The sequence below is a fragment of the Leptolyngbya sp. FACHB-321 genome (assembly GCF_014695975.1).
Taxonomy (GTDB): Bacteria; Cyanobacteriota; Cyanobacteriia; order Leptolyngbyales; family Leptolyngbyaceae; genus Stenomitos.
In genome coordinates this window covers 113,570-130,313 of record NZ_JACJPI010000081.1, presented here as the reverse complement: position 1 = coordinate 130,313, position 16,744 = coordinate 113,570, and the positions used below count along the sequence as shown (strand labels likewise).

The following is a 16,744-nucleotide window of genomic DNA, read 5'->3' as shown; positions in this document are numbered from 1 at the left end:
CAAGACATCAAACGGGCACCGGCTCAAACAAACTGTTTTGACAACCGCTGGACAGTGATGAGGACTCAGCGTTTGCCGCTGGGTGGCTTTTGAGACAGGCGTAAGGTAGGCAGCACTGGACGAGAAGAATCGGGCGGCAAGGCGTAAACTGGCGATCGCTCACTGACAGTCGATAGATGACGACGCTGATGCTGCCACCAGCGCAGCGCGATCGCAGCCCCAACCGTACCCAGCCCAAACGTCATTAACGACCAGTGTTCTCCTAGCCCGCCGATTGTCGCTTCAACGACTCCAGCAGTAATCACAAAACTGGTAATTGGTTCGCTTCGATACGCCGATCGCAGAAAGCGTGTCCAGATTAAATTCATCCCCAACCATCCTTACCGTACTTTCTTTATTTTAAGGTGCTAGGCAGGCAGCTAGAAAGCGTCCCTCGCAGGGGCACTCAACTTGCAGAGCATTTTACCTTTTAACAGCAAGAAGGGAGAGCCATCGACTCTGCTTGGCTGGCTGGCGGCTGGAGTACGTTAAATCCTAACCACTACTATTGCTCCAGGTTCTCGACCCACTGCCACCAGCGATTCAGCGGAAAGTAAACGACAGGTGCCCACAAGCTGCTGAGGATGGCAGAACTCAGAGCAATGAGCTGATGATAGTTCCAAATTTCTACGAGAGAGCGCTCGGCTTGGAAGCTATACTGAATCGCCATGATAGTTTCGGCAATGACCGCTGTACCAAAAGCAATCAGCGCCACCGAAATAAAGTCCTCCTGAATGTAGCGCCCCTTACGCAAACGTGCCGTCAGGATACCGACTGCCATCAAGCTTAAGGTATGTGTTGGCATAGGAGCCGTCATGCCATCCTGAATCAAGCCCAATACCAGCCCTGCCAGCGCTCCCTGAAACATCGTTCGATTCACGCTCCAGGCAACTACCCAGATGAGAAGCCAATTTGGTCCAATGCCCGCTAGCTCCATGCCAGGTAAGCGGGTCGGCAAAAGTAGCAAGCACAAAAGCAGCGAACCGATCGTCACTGCCGCATTTACAACAAGCCGTTGCAGGGGCTGGCTTTGCCAGGTACCTACTAAAGAATCGCTTTTCATGGCACAGGCTGGGGGGCAGGCTTTTTGCCTGGAATCTCGACGGAAGCAGCGTCCTGATCATGGGGATACACTACTGCCCACTCCAAAAAGCTAACCGGTGCAGAAAGCTCGATCGTGGCTTCTGGAGCAGGGCTTTTGTTAAGGTTTACCGACTCTACCCGCCCTACTGGCATACCCGCAGGAAACAGTTGGCTCAAGGATGACGTAGAAACAACATCGCCTCGCCGGACATCAGGCACTTTATCAAAAAATTCCATGACTGCATGGCTCGTTGACTGCCCACGCATATAACCCATAAAGCGGCTACGGCTAATGGTCACTCCAATGCGGCTGGATGGATCACTCAGCAGCAAAACGCGGCTAGTGTTAGGTGTCACGCTGGTCACGCGACCGACCACACCACCCGGAGCCATGACAATATAGCCCACCTTCACGTTGTCACTGCTGCCTCGACCCAAAATAAGCTGCTGCCACCAGTGGTCTGCACTCCGTCCAACAACGGGAGCAGTAATGCCAGCTTTTTTAGATTCCGAAACGTAACCTACCAGTTCACGCAACCGCTGATTCTGGCTTTCGAGTTCCGTAAGCCGCTGCTGCAATTCCTGGAATTGAGCATTTTCAAGTAGCTTTTGCTGGGCAACGTTAGGCTGAAAGACACGAGTGAGCAGTTGATAGCCCTCAAATAAGGGCGTTGCCTGCGTCTGCCGCAGGATCAAAGCAGAGCCAACAGCCATGCTCGTTAAGATAATTCTGAGCTGGTGTCGATCCCACCAGCGGCGCAAGGTATACATGCAGGCGTTTTAGGCGTTAAACGAGCGGTTGACCAAATGCAGCAGTTGCAAAAAAGCAAAGGAACGATTCAGGAGGGATAGAAACTGAGTAGCACAGTTCCTCAAGGCGTTTGACGTTAAGCAACCACTAAAAGTTGCGCGATCGACCACTAAAGACACGCTCCAATTGCTTGAAGTTTTCTAGAACACGCCCAGTACCGAGCACAACACAGCTCAGAGGGTCAGCCGCTACGTGCACCACAATGCCTGTTTCATGGCTAATCAGGGTATCAATGCCCTTAAGTAAAGCACCGCCACCCGCTAGCATGATGCCGCGATCGATAATATCCGCAGCCAGCTCAGGCGGAGTGCGTTCGAGAGTACGCTTGACTGCATCCACAATAACGGCTAATGGCTCTGACATACTTTCACGAATTTCGGGAGCTTTCACAGCTACCGTGCGCGGCAAACCAGACAGTAAGTGTAGACCCCGAACTTCCATTGTGGTGTCGTCATCAACTGGATAGGCAGAACCGATCGTGATTTTAATTTCCTCAGAGGTACGTTCACCAATCACCAGATTGTGTACTTTCTTCATGTATTGAGAGATCGACTCACTCAGCTCATCGCCTGCGACACGCACCGACTCACTCAAAACAGTTCCTTGTAAACTCAGTACCGCCACCTCAGTAGTGCCGCCACCAATATCAATAATCATGTTGCCAGTAGGCTCGGCAACCGGCAACCCAGCGCCGATCGCCGCAGCTACAGGTTCATCAATCAAATAAACATCTCTCGCACCCGCTTGAGAGGCAGCATCCATCACCGCACGGCGCTCAACACCCGTTACGCCGCTAGGGATACCAATCACGATTCGAGGCGATACTAGCGTTCTGCCCTCATGCACTCGTGCAATAAAGTGCTTCAGCATCAGCTCAGCGGTGTCAAAGTCAGCAATAACACCATCGCGCAGCGGACGTAGTGCTACCACGTTACCAGGTGTCCGTCCCAGCATTCGCTTGGCATCTTCTCCCACTGCCAATGGCATCTTCGTATCCTGATCCATGGCAACGACAGACGGTTCTTGCAGGACAATACCTTTGCCTGACACATAAACCAATGTATTTGCTGTGCCAAGGTCAATGCCCATGTCCCGCGATAGGGAAAAGCGACTAAAAAGTCCCACTAGCCTCTATGCCTCTCAAATAACGAATGAATTGCTGGATGATCTTGCACCTACACAACTATACGTGCAATCAAGGTTGGATCTTATTATGTTTTTCGCTATGAGTCCAGCAGGCACAGGATTTTAACGATAAAAAATTGGCTCATTAGGATGCAGCAGCCAACCTTAGTAATGTTACCGGACTTTAGCTTGGACTTGTGTAGCAATTGTGGCAATAATCAGCAATTAGTGGTCAGTCGGTCGCTGGCTGAAAAACGCCTGAAGTCCTGACTAAATAGTTTCTGTAGCTGGCAAGATATAGATAAACCTACAGAAGCAATCCTGCTACGCGGGCTTGATCTAGAGCTTCGGTCAAGCAGGGGAGTTCTGCCCTCATAGCTAAGGTTAGCTAAAGAGACGTTGCCTTGCAGCTACTGCCACCTCACGCTATTAAAAGCTGTTCATCTTTTAGTAATGATTCAAAAGCTAAAGATCGATCGACAAGTGAAACGTATCGCACCGCTAGCAGGGCTGCTAAAATACATTTGTACCAATCGATATTTTGGGACTCAGCTCCTAAGATGAGATGGAATGATGGAGTGCATTGCAATCTTAGTCCCTAGAAAAGAGTTAACAGAAAAGTTATGAGTTTGAATGCTGTAACCCTAGTCGGTCGTGTTGGTGGCGATCCAGATGTGAAATATTTTGAGTCTGGCAGTGTTAAGTGCAGCCTCACCCTGGCAGTCAATCGCAAAACGCGCAATAATGACCAGCCTGACTGGTTCAATTTAGAGCTGTGGGGTAAGACGGCTGAGGTTGCCGCTAACTATGTCCGCAAAGGCAGTCTTATTGGTGTGACAGGCGCACTCAAGTTTGATACCTGGAAGGATCGTAGTACAGGTGACGATCGCTCAAAACCAATCATCCGTGTGGAGCGGCTCGATTTGTTAGGTTCCAAGCGCGACAATGAAGCAGGCGCAAGTAGCGGCGGGTACGATGACGAGTTTTAAAGAGTTATGAGTTTTGAGTTTTAAGTTAGAAGATCCTCTTAGACAACTCAAAACTCAAAACTAAACACTCAAAACGCTTGCTAGTAGCTGATTTGCAATGTTACCGATGCCTGCACTTCCTGTTCGCCACCAATGACTGGGCTGGGAGCTTTAGAAGCCGCAGATGCCCGCATATTTTGAAAGTCTTCCAGTGGGCGTGGTGGTGGTGCAGATGCACCGTTGACCTGGATGCTGACGATCTGCCCTTTAGTAAAGTTAAGGGCGCTGAAGACGGCATCTGCCTGTGCCTGGGCATCCTGTATTGCTTCACGGAGAGCAGTTTTTTGGGTTGCCGCGATCGCCTCATCGGTAGCAATGAAGCTCACACCGTCAATGCGGGATGCACCCGCTTTAACTGCCTCATCTAACAACGTTCCAGCTTTCTCAGTTGCAATACGGAAGCTAACAATGTTGCTGGCAGAGTAGCCCGTTAGCGTTTGCTTGCCGTTGTCGTACTGATAGGAGGGGTTGAGGTTAATGCCTGTCGTTTCAAGTTTGTCTACCTGACGCGCTTTGAGCAAGTTAATCACAGCATTCGATCGCCGTGCTACTTCTTGCTGTACCGCATTTGCTGTCTTACCCTGCGCCTCTACACCGAGGCGAACCTGAGAAATGGTTGTTGCAACCATTTCTGTACCGCGCCCACTCACAGTCAGCGTTCGCATCATTTTCTCTTGTGCCAGTACCGGATTAGCAAAAGTAAGACTCAATAAGCCAGCGCTTATAAGCAGCGCTTTGAAGCGATGCCAGGAAACAGATTTGTCGATCGAAGAAGTTGAATGAATCATGCTAAGTTCTCCTCACAAAGAACGATGAAGTGAAAATTGTTTGATGTCTTCACTGTGACACCCAATTACAGGAAGGTATGTTTGGTTACAGATTTAGCAACTTGCGGGGAAGGCGGGAGTTGGGAGTTGGGAAGTCGAGAGCAGGGAAGCAGGGGAGGCAGAGGCAGAATTGATGTACCTCTTCACCCTTCTACCCCTTTACCCTTCTACCCCTTCGCTCCTCACCTCTTTCGTATAGACAATCGTTGTATGGAGCTGACGAAAGCCGACTGATTCATATAACCGCAGTGCGCCAGAGGGATTATCGGAATCTACACCCAGGAGGGCAGTTTCGGCACCGATCGACCTCAACTGCTGTAGGTACAAGAGCAGCATGGCACGACCCAAGCCCAAGCGACGGAAGCCTCGACGAGTGCCCAGCACCTCGATCCAGCCCTCGTTTCGTCCGCTGCGTTGATTGTCGTTTGGGTAGATGCAGCCAGTGCAAAAGGCAGCGAAGGTGCCGTCAGGCGCGATCGCAACCAGGTCTAACGCTGGATCATAATCAGGGTCTTGGTTGTGGTAATGGAACTGTTCAACGGCCATAGGATGATGGTTCCAATGATCGATGAACGATTCATTGAACAGCGCCACCCAGTCTGCTGCGTCCAGCTCACTGACGACGTGACGTAGCGTAAACCCAACGGGAAGTTGGGGCGTGGGGATTGGTTCTGCCAGAGAGCGCGCCATTTGAAAGAAGTAGCGCTTGGCAGTAAAGCCGTAACGCTCTAAAAGCCGAGGGCGATCGCCTTGATTAGGGCGGGAGACTGCCTGCAATTCAAGTGGAGCGCTACCGCCGACGGCACGTAACTGTTGCTCACCCCATGCAAAAATCTGGGTTTCGATGTCGCTGTTACGGGCTATGGGGTGAACGTGGAAGTTGAGGAAGCCGCTATGGGTTTCGGTCGGTTGAGGAATTGATAAGGCACCAAAGCCGATCAGCGTTCCGTCATTTCTCTGCCACAGGCTTATGTTACGAGCAGCGTCTAAATTAGGGTGAGCAAATTCTTGACGTAGTTCGTCAACCGACGTGCCAATATCGGCGCGATCGACCGCTTCGCAGGCATTCATCAAACGGGCGATCGCGGGCAAATCCGCTTCACCTGCATAGGGACGCATGATGATGTTTGAAGATAGTAAAGTAGACACGGTGGGGACTCCGTTAATTTCAGTCGCAAGAGGCTAAGGGTGATCGCAAACAGGCACTACAGATCGCAAACAGGCACTATAAAGAAGAGGTGTCGATCGCGTAACAGTCATTTGCACCTGCATAACTACACGTTGGACTGAGGCAGTTTCGTAGCAAGAGTAAAAATGCCTGTAATTTTGGCTGAGAACCTGAGCAAGATGTATCCCGTTGCTGTGAAAGAGCCTGGGTTGAAAGGCACCGCAGTGCACTTTTTTAAGCGAACCTATCGTCAAATCAAAGCGGTGCAGAACATCTCGTTCTCCATTGAGCCAGGGGAAGTGGTGGGTTTTCTAGGTGCGAACGGCGCGGGCAAGACAACCACACTAAAGATGCTGACGGGGTTAATCCATCCATCAGCGGGACGCATTAATGTAGCGGGACACGTACCGTTTCAGCGCAAATTTGCCTTTTTGCAGAAAATTACGCTGGTTATGGGGCAAAAGCAGCAGTTGATTTGGGATTTGCCTGCGCTAGATTCATTGCGAATCAATGCGGCGGTTTATGGAATCAGCGATCGCGACTTCCAGCAGCGTGTAGGCGAACTCACCGACATGCTTTCTCTGCACGACAAGCTGAACCAACCTGTCCGCAAACTTTCTCTTGGTGAGCGCATGAAAGCCGAACTGCTGGCAGCGTTGGTGCATCAGCCCCACGTCCTCTTTCTGGATGAACCGACATTGGGGCTGGATGTGAATGCTCAGGTCAGCGTCCGCGAATTTTTGCGCGAGTACAATCAGCGCTACCAGGCAACGGTTCTACTAACCAGCCACTATATGGCAGATATTACAGCGCTTTGTCAGCGAGTATTGGTAATCCACGAAGGACAGTTGATTTACGATGGCAGCCTGGATGGGTTGGTCGATCGCTTTGCACCCTGTCGCGAGGTCAATGTGGAACTGGTGCGTCCTCATCCTGCCGAAACGCTTTCCCTGTATGGCGATTTGGAGTCAGTGGATGGCGCGATCGCCAAATTTTTGGTGCCGCAAGAACGCCTCACTCGCACGGTTGCCAAGCTGCTATCGGAGTTAGAGGTAGTGGATTTATCGGTGACAGAGCCGCTGATCGAAGAAGTGATTGGACGAGTCTTGCGATCGGGGGTGGCATCGTGACGGAAGAAGGCAAAGGGCAAAAGGCAAAAAGCAGAAGTGGTTTGAAGCGGTTGGTTCAGATTGCTCAAACCATGACTTCGGTCTACTACGCCTACATGGTGGAGTATCGGGCTGAGTTACTGCTGTGGGTACTGTCGGGTTCACTGCCGATCATTCTGATGGGCATCTGGGTGGAAGCCGCGCAGACGGGAAACTTTGGCTTAACGCCCGTCGATTTTGCTCGTTACTTTTTAGCTGCCTTCATCGTTCGTCAGTTCACCGTTGTTTGGGTGATTTGGGAATTTGAGCGCGAGATCATCGAAGGCAAGCTGTCGTTTCGGTTGTTACAGCCGCTTGATCCGGCGTGGCACTACTTCTTTTCTCACTTTGCAGAACGGTTTGCCCGTTTGCCGCTTGCCTTTGGGCTAATTGTCCTCTTTTTCTGGCTTTACCCGCAGTCCTTCTGGGTGCCTAGCCTCAGCGGCTTTCTGTTGTTTTTGCTGACCGCTGTCTTTGCCTTTGCGTTACGTTTTTTGATGCAGTATACGCTGTCGATGTTCGCCTTTTGGACGGAGCGTGCCAGTGCGCTAGAACAGTTCTGGTTTTTGTTCTACCTGTTTCTGTCAGGCATGGTGGCACCGCTGGAAGTTTACCCACCGCAGATGCGGGCGATCGTCCTCTGGACACCCTTTCCTTACCTCATCCACTTTCCTGCCAGTCTACTGGTTGGGTTGCCTGTCAACCTAGGGCAAGGATTGTTGGTCATGCTGGGCTGGAGTGGAATTTTTTTCGCACTCTATCGCTGGCTGTGGCATAAGGGATTAAAGCAATATTCAGGAATGGGGGCATGAAAGGAGTTTCAATGGTGCAGCGAGGCAGCCGATGAAGTGGCAATACCTTGAAGCCTATTCTTCCGTCAAAATTGTAGGGAAACTGAATAAAAACGGCTACCGAGTGCTGACGGTCAATGGTCAGGACTACAAACTTCGGGAAGGCTTGGATTTTTTAGGGCAGCAAGAATGGGAGTTAGCGGCTGTCCATGCGATCGATGAGGCACATGGCGGCGAACAGAGTCGCATTCGTACGCTAACGTATCTCTATATTTTCAAACGACCGCTTGCCAAGTAGCTGTCAGCGATCAGCTTAAAGATGCCGTTAACCCACTAAAAGTGAGGCAAGCCACTTGAAAGCTAATTACTGACCATTCATGACGTTAGCCTACAGCCGCTTTTGCTTCCTTTTCTTTGGCGGCTTCGATATTGGTATGGTCTTCGAGGTAATCGAGTAGTTTCAAGAAATCAGTACGCGGGAGCGATCGTCCGCCCACTTCCCGAAATGCCAACTGCGGCTTGTCATTTTCAACGATGTGATAGCCCCAATAGAGCAACTGCTTGCTAAAGCGAATCGCAACTGTTTCAGGATCGATGTAATGGCATTTGGCATCATCTGCCATCAAAGTCTCAAATTCAGTCTTCAAAATACGATTCAAGACTTCGTTGCGTCTCGATTCGTCGCTGTGATAGTTGTTCACAATCACAAACAACTCGGCGTTAATATTAATCCGCCGCACGGCGGCAAAGGTACGTCGAATTACATCGGCGTTCTTGTTAATTCCCAGCGGATTTAGCGTGGTTGGGATCAAGCAATAGTTAAACTTTTCGATGAATGCCTCAGGATTTGCGTCGTACTCTGGGCTGCAATCGCAAATCACAACGCGGGTGTCAGGGTATTCTTCTTCACGCCATTCGGTATGGTTGAGAACGGTAATCGTTGCGCCCAAACCACCACGTCGTCCGGGGATGTAAACACCATCGCCCAATAGCTTTCGCAGGTTGCTCTGGCGATCGAGGTCAATCAGCACGACATCGTACCCATTGAGCGCAAAGGCTCCTGCAAGATGGGCGCTAATGGTCGTTTTGCCGACTCCACCTTTGCAGGTAAACACTCCAATGTAGGTAAGCTGTGCTCGTGGTGGCGGTTGGGGAATGTCGCCATCTTCCCAGACTATTTGATTGTCCTTAAAGCTGCCCAGCGCTACATCAACGACTTCTTCTGTCCGCATGTAGGTAAAGACAGAGGCGGTAAAGCCCGATGCCGAAAGGAGGAAGCCCTGCGTGAATTTAGCGGCGGCGGGACGTTCTAAAAAGTCAATAAATTTCTCCAATTGCCCTGCATGGACTTTTGCCCGCTGATGCTTAACCTGCACCGCTACATACTCGCTACCGCGTACTAGCTCAATGTCGTAGCCCAGCGTATTGGGTGGGGCAAGGGTCGCCGTCCAGCCGTCTTGCTCAAACTGCTGGAGGAGGACTGCCTTAAAAGCGGAGGTGTTCTCGAACTGGGTCATATAGTTTGCACCGATCGCGCATAGGGACAGCCGCTACTAGAGAGTAGCCCAAACCTGCCGGGTAGAAAAGCGCTATTTTCTACATTACGCACTGAGGAATTGTCTTGGTGCTACGTTGCCTATCGGTTCGTACCTTCAGCGCGATCGCCCCTTTTGTCCATTCACAACCCTGCTTTTACTCTTTACAGCCGGTCGCATGCTTTCAACCCTAACGTTGGGTTTCGCAATGCTCCATCGAAGCTGTAGTGAGGAGCGATCGCCCCTCTCACACCTTCACCACAACGCCTTTGCTTTCTACGATCGATCGCCCGACGGCACACAGGGCATACGTTCCTGATGACAGGGTGGTAGCCGTTGTTGTAGCGGGGAGAACCTGGCGAAGCGTCCAGGTATTGCCGTTTTGTTGGTAGAGTGTCCAGTTACGGATCTCTGGAGTCGCGGCATTCCAGGTGAGCTTGCCGTTGCTATAGCGAACGCCTGTAGGAATAGCAGGTGTGGCGGTCGGCATCCAGGGCATAGCAGGAGGTAGGGCAAGGTTGGCGTAGGTCGTCGTGCGAAAGCGATCGCCTACGCCTTGATGGTTCGCCGCCAGTGCTTTCGAGCTAAAAAACACATTGCCTAGCGCCAGTTGGGGCGAAAGCTCACGGGTCAGATTAATCTGGTTCAGGATTTCGGACAGATCCCATTGGTTGCCACCCAGAGCGCTCAGGTTATTGCCGGGATAGAGGTGGCGCTGCTTAAGGTTATTCTCTGCCCACCAGCGCAGCAAGACTGGATAACTTTGCGCGGGCGGCTCAATTCGCCAATAAAGCTGAGGCGACAGGTAATCGACCCAGCCTTCCTGCAACCATTTAAGGGCATCGGCGTAGAGCTGGTTGTAGGCATCCAGCCCTCGTACTTGTGGCGGTTGACCAGGGCGGTAAATGCCAAAGGGACTAATGCCAAACTTGACGTGAGGTTTCGCAGCATGGATCTCCGTAGCAAGGCGCTGCACCAGGCGATTCACGTTGTCTCGTCGCCAGTCTGCGAGGGCTAGCGACCCACCACCCGCTTTGTAGGTCTGATAGGTTTTGTCATCGGGAAAAGCTTGTCCGGCGATCGGGTAGGGATAAAAGTAATCATCCAGATGAATGCCGTCCACATCGTAACGACGCACCACATCAAGAATGACATTCACCGTCCGGTCTTGCACGACCTTTGCGCCAGGGTCCATCCAAAGTTGTGTATCCCAGCGATACACCACCTCTGGATTGGTCGTCGCGAGATGAGGGCTGACATTAACAATGCGTTCAGAGGTACGAGCGCGATAGGGATTGAACCAGGCGTGCAGTTCGATATTGCGTTGATGTGCCTGGGCGATCGCAAACTCCAGTGGGTCATAAAAGGGATCGGGAGCTTTGCCCTGTGTGCCCGTGAGCCAAGAACTCCAGGGTTCTAGCGATGAGCGATACAGCGCATCCCCCTCCGATCGCACCTGTAAGATCAACGCATTCAGGTTTAACGATTGCATTCGATCCAGAATGGCGATTAGCTCTGCCTGCTGCTGCTGAGTGGAGAGACCCATCTTGGAGGGAAAATCACCGTTCCAGACGCAAGCAACCCAGAGGGCACGAAATTCTCGCGTATGCGACACAGCGACCGTTTGCACCCAACGGACGATCGCACTAGAGGCGATCGCAGGTGCTTTGCCCTGGGCAACCAGGCATTGATAGACAAAGGCAGCAATTTCAGCGCGAGTGGCGGGTTGCGTTGGTCGTAGTCGCTTCAGATCGGGGTGATTGACGACGATTTCGTTTGTAGTAGCGGTGGTGATCGCGGCGATCGCCCAACTAGCAATCTGAGCGCTGTCTTGATAGATCTGTGCTAGCGGGACGGAAGCTGCTGGCGGCAAGCCCACCCCGCCCACTAGCGATGCCAATGCCTGCACTCTAGGAATATTCTCATTTGGACGAAACTGTTGCCCTGGATAGCCCGTTAAAAAACTGCTCTCATACGCTCGGCGAATCGCGCCCGCTGCCCAATGAGTCGTCGGCACATCCACAAACGGCACATAGGGACGGATAACAGACGGATTGAATGCTGCTTGCAGCACAGAGGCAAACTCTGCCCGACTCATCGCGCGTTCGGGGCGAAACGACCTATCTTCAAACCCACGCATGATCTTGCGCTGCGCTAGTCCTTCAATAAACGGACGCGCCCAGTGCACTTGGATATCAGGGAAACCAGGAGAAGCAACCATACACAGCAATGTTTGAGTTTATAGCCCTCAGCTCCAGCCGTCCTCGATGGGGAGAAGGAAGCTAGAATATTGCCTCTCCTTTTGAGGAAAGACTAGGGTAAGGGTGGATTCATGCAGGCAATTTATTATCCTCCAAACTCAGATTTCCTAAAATTTAGAGATCAAAATCGAGAGACATTTGTTGCGTCGGTGCCACTGGTGGTGCTGGCTGGTCGATCGGCGGACCCGACGCCAATTTGTGAGCATGGCGGGTCGTTTCGGGCAACCGATATTTGGTGGTGCAGCGCATCACATACGCGATCGCTGTTTCTAAACTCACTCGATGTCCCGGCGAAATATAGAGTGGTTTAGTGCCGGGACGAGTTCGCAGTGCCGCGCCGATCGTGTCGCCTTTGTGCATCAAGGGTTGCCAAGTGCCGCGATCGTCCGCTAACTCTGCATGTTTACCCACTAGGATGGATTTGCCAACGCCGATCGCAGGCACATTTGCTAAAAGCCCAATATGGCAAGCAATCCCAAAGCGGCGTGGATGGGCTATCCCCTGACCATCACACAGCAGCAAATCAGGAATTATCGTGATTTTTGCCAACGCATCCAGCACCGCAGGCACCTCTCGAAAGGAGAGGAAGCCAGGAATGTAGGGAAAGGTTGTGGGACGACGCGCGATCGCGCGATCCAGCACCTGCAACGTCTCTAGATCGAGCACGGCGATCGCGGCACGAGTCACGGTTCCATCTGCCTCAAAACCGACATCGACACCTGCAACATGGCGAATCGTGTCAAAGTCATCGATCGTCACGATTTCTTTGCGGAGGTCTTGCTGAATGGCAGTTGCCTCTTCTGCTGTCAGCACCCAGTCGTGACGTTGGACAATGTGCATGGGGAGAGGAGTGAGGAGAGCAGGGAAAAAAGGGGAGCAGGGAAAAAAGGCGTTTGTCTCTATGAGGTGCTTGCGGGTAACGGTTTCATTGACTGGATAGCGTTGAGTGCTAGGGCGATCGCAATTAACGCCATGCCTGCTGCTTCAATCAGCTTTGGCTGCTCACCAAGCTGTATCCAGGCAGCCAGCACACCGACGATCGGATTAAGCAAGATACCTAAACCCGCCGTGCCAGCAGACATCCGGTTGAGTATATAAAGCCACAGCAGAGTAGCGATCGCCGTCCCTGGAATGACGTTGTAGACCAAAGCAAAGATGAAAGGACCCGACCAGACGATCGGCGTTGAAGGCTCAAGCACCGCTGCCAAAGAGGCTACCAGAATTAAGGGGACTGCACCAGCGATCATTTGCCATGTGGTAAACGACAACAAATCGAGCTTAACGGTTTGACGGACTTGTTTGGCAATCACTGCACCGCCCGCCCAGCAGACACCTGCCAGCAATGCCAGTACTTTACTAGCGAGGGTGCCATGCAGATGTTGTAAGTCCAGAATGAGCAGCAGCCCGGTGACACTCAGGACGATCGCCGCCCACTGTAAGCCGCGCACTCGCTCGTGCAGAAACACCCAGGCAAGGAGCAGCGTCCACAGCGGCATCATATACACCAGCACAGACGTTCTGCCAGCGCTGCCACTAACCAATGCCCACGTTGCAAACCCATATACACCCGCAATTTGCAGCACGCCTGCCCAGAAGGTTGCCGTCATTTCTTTAGGCAGCAAGGGCTTCCGCAACCATGCGAGCGCTAGCAGCAAACTCAAGGCACCTAATGTAATGCGGAGCGCTGCAAATTGCATTGGCGGCGCATACTGTACGGCGATTTTCATCTGTACCCAGTTGTAGCCCCAGATCAACGCCAACGCGAGGAGCGCTAGCAGAGAAGCCCAACGTGCCGGTTCTGGTTTAGTCACAATTGCTTTCTCCAGCAGGGGTTTGACTTCTTGACGATGCTCGCCTTCTAAACTATAGGAGACTATCGAAATGATCGTCGTCTATGCTGTTTTCAGCCGACGGACACGAGTAGCCAATGCCATCCCAAAATGTATGCTTGTAAATGGGGCTGGTAAAAGCAAGGTCCTAAGCGCTACTAACCATTGCTGAAGTAGTAGACAGCATTACCTTTGGTGCAATTAATTCAAGGAAGCAAACGTTATGTCGTGTTTCGATCGCTGGTTAGCACTGTCGATCGGCAACTCGCGCTTGCACTGGGCACAGTTTAGCGGCAATGATCTTCAGCAGACGTGGGACACACCACATTTGTCTGCCACTGACGTACAACAACTCATCGCCACACAGTTTACAAAAAGCGCGTTTCATCCCTCGCTCCACGATAATGCTGACGGTGCTCACATGCCTTTGTGGATTGCTTCTGTTGTCTCCCAGCAAAGTTTGCTTTGGCAGAAGTATGATGCCGCAACCTTCATCACATTAGAGCAAGTGCCGTTAGCAGGACTATATCCAACCTTAGGCATCGATCGAGCGCTAGCTGCCCTGGGTGCGATCGCGCTCATGCATAGTCCCGTGCTCGTAATTGATGCGGGTACTGCGCTCACATTCACTAGCGTGGATAGCGCACGGTTGATCGGTGGCGCGATTCTGCCGGGATTAGGGCTACAGTTTCAGACGCTCCAGCAAGCAACCGCAGCCCTTCCGAATGCGCTTCCCGCAGCCCTTCCTGCTAGCGAAGAACGAGTTGCGCCCCAGCTTTTGCCGCCTCGTTGGGCACTCAACACAACCGACGCGATCGCTAGTGGCATTATCTATACCCTGGTAGCAGGGCTACAAGCATTTGTGAACGATTGGTGGCAACAGTTTCCGGCTAGCCCTGTGTTGCTAACGGGCGGAGACCGCGATCGCCTCTATGCTTATCTCACCGCTACAATGCCTGCAATGGCAAGCAAGCTAACGGTTGAACCGCAGTTGATTTTTTGGGGAATGCGATCGGTGAGAGGGGAAAGTCTAAAGGCTGAAGGCTAAAAATTCAGCCGTTCTCAACAAACACTCGAATTGCCTGAGCAACTTCATCGGCTTGGGTTTCCGGCGTGCTGTTGTCGCTGTGAAGTTGTTGCAGCTTTGCATCGGGAGCCAGTTGAGCGTACGTCTGTCCCAAAAGCGACACCGCAGGTTTGTCATGGTCACCTTGCAGCACTAACATCGGCACCTTCAGCCATTGCAACCGTTCCTGAAGCTGCTCAGCGCGAATTTCGGCGCGTCGTCGTTGAAACAAGAGCTTGCAGGCAACGGGAAATGTGAGCAGTTGCCGTCGTCGTTGTAAAAGTTGCTCGATACGGCGGAGTTTGAGAAATTTGTGAAACGCATGGAGCGATCGCAGCCCCCAGCCCACCATAGGCAGCTTTAACAAGCGAATTTTCCACCAACGCCAGCCTAGTCCTTTCACCTGAACACCTTCGGGTGCCAGTAGAACAAGACCCTCAACACGATCGAGATACTTCAGCGCATAACTAGCCGCAATCCAACCGCCCAACGAATGTCCTACAAGATACACCCGTCGCAGCTTCAAGGCGTCTAAGTGATCCGCAAGACATTCCACTGCAAGCTCGATCGAGTAATGCACGTTAGGGCACTCTGATTCACCAAAACCCAGTAGATCTGGAGCCAGGCAGTGATACGTCGTACTTAAGCGTTCAACGAGCGGAAGCCATTGGCTGCTGTCGTCCCAGGAACCATGCAAAAAGACAATCGATCGCCCGTGACCCACTTCGCGCCAAAAAATTTGTCCTTGAGGTAGTTTGATACGAGCATTTCTGAGCGGTAGAGGCATCCTGAACCATGAAATAGTGTGAGGAGAGAGGAGTAAAGGGCGAGGTGTGAGTGCAAGCTAACGCTCTTGTCCCTTGTTGCTTAAGACAGTAACAGAACACTTACATCATTCACACTCAAAACTCAGAGCTTAAAACTCAACCGTCTTATGCCAGTGTAGTTTTTCCGTCGAAGTAATCCTGAAGTTGGCGATCGTGGTCATGCGACAACTGACCCAGGGGCATATCCGATCGCGAGAAGGCTTTCACCGCCAGAACTTCCATCGTGTCCCGAATTTGAATCTCGCCACGGGCTTCAACTTCCACCACCACACAAATTGAATGAATACGAGGATCGCGCTCTGGTGAAGAATAAATGCCGACTAAACGACGAATGTTAGCAACCTCTAGCCCTGTTTCTTCGGTTAGCTCTCGGTGTACGGTCGCTAACAGATCTTCTCCCCAATCGACCATACCGCCCGGCAAGCCCCACTGCCCATTGTCACGGCGTTGCACCAGCACAATCCGCCCATCGGGCAAAAGCGGAATAATACTTGTGCCCGTCACCGGATGCCGGAACAGAATGCCTAAGACCGCTTGCCCAAAATGCCATAACCGACGCATAGATTAAATCACTGACTAAAAAGTCTAGCGGCTGACTATTGGCAACCACATGGCGACTCTATCGCGTGATGATCCATTCAGACAAGTGCCTCCAGAATCTCCTTTGCATGAAATTCTGGCTTAACTTTTTTATAAATTGCCTCGATCGTACCATCCGGTCCAATTACAAACGTATTGCGGCTAATACCAATGTATTCTTTGCCCATAAACTTTTTCAGCCCATAGCTTTCGTAGGCAGTTGCTACTTGTCCATCTACATCTGTTAATAGCGGAAAGGGCAGTGCAAACTTAGTGGTAAATTTTTCGTGAGATTTTGCGTCGTCCGTACTCACGCCCAAAACCACAACGTCTTTTTCTTGAAAATCAGAGTAGCTGTCTCTAAAGCTACAAGCTTCTTTTGTACAACCAGGAGTGTTATCACGAGGATAGAAATACAGCACTACACGCTTGCCTTTCAACTCAGCCAGGTGAATAATATTGCCTTTGCCGTCGGGCAAACTAAAAACGGGAGCAGGGTCCCCAACCTTAAGAACCATAACGAGAGATTAATTTCACCATAAAGGTATTTAAATGTTACGGGTTTCTTTAGAGTCTGTCTAGATCGCTGAGTTGATCGATCTGACCTGTAGTAAACCCAGTGCCGCA

General features: G+C 51.6%; 18 protein-coding genes. 5 read left to right on the top strand and 13 right to left on the bottom strand.

The window, feature by feature from the left end; all coding sequences use genetic code 11:
* Positions 1 to 65 precede the first annotated feature (65 nt).
* From H6F76_RS24005 to H6F76_RS23990, 4 genes are all read right to left on the bottom strand, one after another.
* The gene (locus tag H6F76_RS24005; protein WP_190512055.1) at positions 66 to 368 is read right to left on the bottom strand and encodes a hypothetical protein; all 303 of its coding nucleotides are present in this window, start codon (positions 366 to 368) and stop codon (positions 66 to 68) included.
* Between the two features lie 176 nt (positions 369 to 544).
* Positions 545 to 1,102, bottom strand: a complete 558-nt coding sequence (gene mreD / locus H6F76_RS24000; RefSeq protein ID WP_190454014.1) for a rod shape-determining protein MreD — start codon at positions 1,100 to 1,102, stop codon at positions 545 to 547.
* On the bottom strand, positions 1,099 to 1,893 hold the full coding sequence (mreC, locus tag H6F76_RS23995; RefSeq protein ID WP_190512053.1) for a rod shape-determining protein MreC: 795 nt from the start codon (positions 1,891 to 1,893) through the stop codon (positions 1,099 to 1,101). Before mreC ends, mreD begins: the two co-directional genes overlap by 4 nt.
* Before the next feature lie 127 nt (positions 1,894 to 2,020).
* A complete protein-coding gene (locus H6F76_RS23990) occupies positions 2,021 to 3,022 on the bottom strand; it encodes a rod shape-determining protein (RefSeq protein ID WP_190454419.1) in 1,002 nt (333 codons plus the stop codon).
* Positions 3,023 to 3,681: 659 nt separating this feature from the next.
* Between H6F76_RS23990 and H6F76_RS23985 the strand changes: the two genes are divergently transcribed.
* Complete coding sequence (locus H6F76_RS23985) at positions 3,682 to 4,047, top strand: single-stranded DNA-binding protein (protein ID WP_190454019.1); 366 nt, start codon at positions 3,682 to 3,684, stop codon at positions 4,045 to 4,047.
* Positions 4,048 to 4,127: 80 nt separating this feature from the next.
* Here H6F76_RS23985 and H6F76_RS23980 read toward each other — a convergent pair whose 3' ends face one another.
* Together H6F76_RS23980 and H6F76_RS31615 are read right to left on the bottom strand one after the other, a co-directional pair.
* Complete coding sequence (locus H6F76_RS23980; RefSeq protein ID WP_190454022.1) at positions 4,128 to 4,874, bottom strand: SIMPL domain-containing protein; 747 nt, start codon at positions 4,872 to 4,874, stop codon at positions 4,128 to 4,130.
* 198 nt (positions 4,875 to 5,072) lie between these two features.
* Entirely contained in the window at positions 5,073 to 6,062 is a 990-nt protein-coding gene (locus H6F76_RS31615; RefSeq protein WP_199322361.1) for a GNAT family N-acetyltransferase, read from the bottom strand.
* Positions 6,063 to 6,227: 165 nt separating this feature from the next.
* Between H6F76_RS31615 and H6F76_RS23970 the strand changes: the two genes are divergently transcribed.
* The 3 genes from H6F76_RS23970 to H6F76_RS23960 are packed head-to-tail and all read left to right on the top strand — an operon-like array spanning position 6,228 to position 8,318.
* Complete coding sequence (locus H6F76_RS23970) at positions 6,228 to 7,211, top strand: ATP-binding cassette domain-containing protein (protein ID WP_190512051.1); 984 nt, start codon at positions 6,228 to 6,230, stop codon at positions 7,209 to 7,211.
* 41 nt (positions 7,212 to 7,252) lie between these two features.
* The gene (locus H6F76_RS23965) at positions 7,253 to 8,041 is read left to right on the top strand and encodes an ABC-2 family transporter protein (RefSeq protein WP_190454424.1); all 789 of its coding nucleotides are present in this window, start codon (positions 7,253 to 7,255) and stop codon (positions 8,039 to 8,041) included.
* Positions 8,042 to 8,072: 31 nt separating this feature from the next.
* Entirely contained in the window at positions 8,073 to 8,318 is a 246-nt protein-coding gene (locus H6F76_RS23960; protein WP_190454027.1) for a hypothetical protein, read from the top strand.
* Between the two features lie 85 nt (positions 8,319 to 8,403).
* On the opposite strand, the gene H6F76_RS23955 is transcribed toward H6F76_RS23960, so the two are convergent.
* The 4 genes from H6F76_RS23955 to H6F76_RS23940 all read right to left on the bottom strand — a co-directional run bounded on the left by H6F76_RS23955 (position 8,404) and on the right by H6F76_RS23940 (position 13,627).
* Positions 8,404 to 9,537, bottom strand: coding sequence for an AAA family ATPase (locus H6F76_RS23955; protein WP_190512049.1), 1,134 nt, complete (start codon positions 9,535 to 9,537; stop codon positions 8,404 to 8,406).
* Positions 9,538 to 9,802: 265 nt separating this feature from the next.
* Positions 9,803 to 11,776 carry a family 10 glycosylhydrolase gene (locus tag H6F76_RS23950; protein ID WP_190512046.1) on the bottom strand — a complete coding sequence of 658 codons (1,974 nt, stop codon included), beginning with the start codon at positions 11,774 to 11,776 and terminating at the stop codon, positions 9,803 to 9,805.
* Between the two features lie 154 nt (positions 11,777 to 11,930).
* Positions 11,931 to 12,656, bottom strand: a complete 726-nt coding sequence (gene nfi, locus H6F76_RS23945) for a deoxyribonuclease V (protein WP_190512044.1) — start codon at positions 12,654 to 12,656, stop codon at positions 11,931 to 11,933.
* A 59-nt stretch (positions 12,657 to 12,715) separates the two neighbouring features.
* Positions 12,716 to 13,627, bottom strand: a complete 912-nt coding sequence (locus H6F76_RS23940) for an EamA family transporter (protein WP_347276106.1) — start codon at positions 13,625 to 13,627, stop codon at positions 12,716 to 12,718.
* 241 nt (positions 13,628 to 13,868) lie between these two features.
* On the opposite strand from H6F76_RS23940, the gene H6F76_RS23935 reads away from it, so the two are divergent.
* The gene (locus tag H6F76_RS23935; RefSeq protein WP_190512042.1) at positions 13,869 to 14,693 is read left to right on the top strand and encodes a pantothenate kinase; all 825 of its coding nucleotides are present in this window, start codon (positions 13,869 to 13,871) and stop codon (positions 14,691 to 14,693) included.
* 4 nt (positions 14,694 to 14,697) lie between these two features.
* Here the strand turns inward: H6F76_RS23935 and H6F76_RS23930 are convergent, their stop codons facing one another.
* The 3 genes from H6F76_RS23930 to bcp all read right to left on the bottom strand — a co-directional run bounded on the left by H6F76_RS23930 (position 14,698) and on the right by bcp (position 16,635).
* Complete coding sequence (locus H6F76_RS23930) at positions 14,698 to 15,498, bottom strand: alpha/beta hydrolase (RefSeq protein WP_190512040.1); 801 nt, start codon at positions 15,496 to 15,498, stop codon at positions 14,698 to 14,700.
* A 145-nt stretch (positions 15,499 to 15,643) separates the two neighbouring features.
* On the bottom strand, positions 15,644 to 16,099 hold the full coding sequence (locus H6F76_RS23925; protein ID WP_190454041.1) for an NUDIX hydrolase: 456 nt from the start codon (positions 16,097 to 16,099) through the stop codon (positions 15,644 to 15,646).
* Positions 16,100 to 16,176: 77 nt separating this feature from the next.
* Positions 16,177 to 16,635: a thioredoxin-dependent thiol peroxidase gene (gene bcp, locus H6F76_RS23920; RefSeq protein WP_190512038.1), complete on the bottom strand. Its 459-nt coding sequence runs from the start codon at positions 16,633 to 16,635 to the stop codon at positions 16,177 to 16,179.
* Between the last annotated feature and the right edge of the window lie 109 nt (positions 16,636 to 16,744).